This is a genomic window from Nocardioides cremeus, assembly GCF_030518195.1.
In the GTDB taxonomy this organism is placed as follows: Bacteria; Actinomycetota; Actinomycetes; order Propionibacteriales; family Nocardioidaceae; genus Nocardioides; species Nocardioides cremeus.
Genome location: NZ_JAULSC010000126.1, coordinates 1 through 344, shown reverse-complemented (window position 1 = coordinate 344; position 344 = coordinate 1). Strand labels below are relative to the sequence as shown.

Annotated in this window: 1 protein-coding gene; it reads right to left on the bottom strand. The window is 41.6% G+C overall.

Annotated features, from left to right (window positions below):
* Positions 1-344 (bottom strand): hypothetical protein (locus QWJ41_RS20920; RefSeq protein ID WP_302710404.1); only part of this gene is annotated, 344 nt, incomplete at both ends.

Here is a 344-nt window from a genome sequence, read left to right as displayed (position 1 = left end):
CGGAAATATTGACTCCACCAATAACTAGTTTTCCTTCGATTAATTTTTGAACAATAGACACAAGACCGCTGAGTGAAGAAGAAGCGTTGATCCGTTTTACAACGGACAAAAATCCTTTGAGTGTTTCGTTAAGGGCAACAGTGAAATCGGCGGTAACAAGTATGCTGGAGTAAGCTACATACTGAATGATGGCATTAATCACGACTTCCACAGTAGCGTTCCCGTTGATTAGAGCTACGATATCGGCAACAATCAAAACCACGCCACTGATTCCATAAGATACGTTTCCTCCCAGCTGAGCGATGAGTATAAATAAGCTTTCCGCGTTATTAAGAATTCCACCA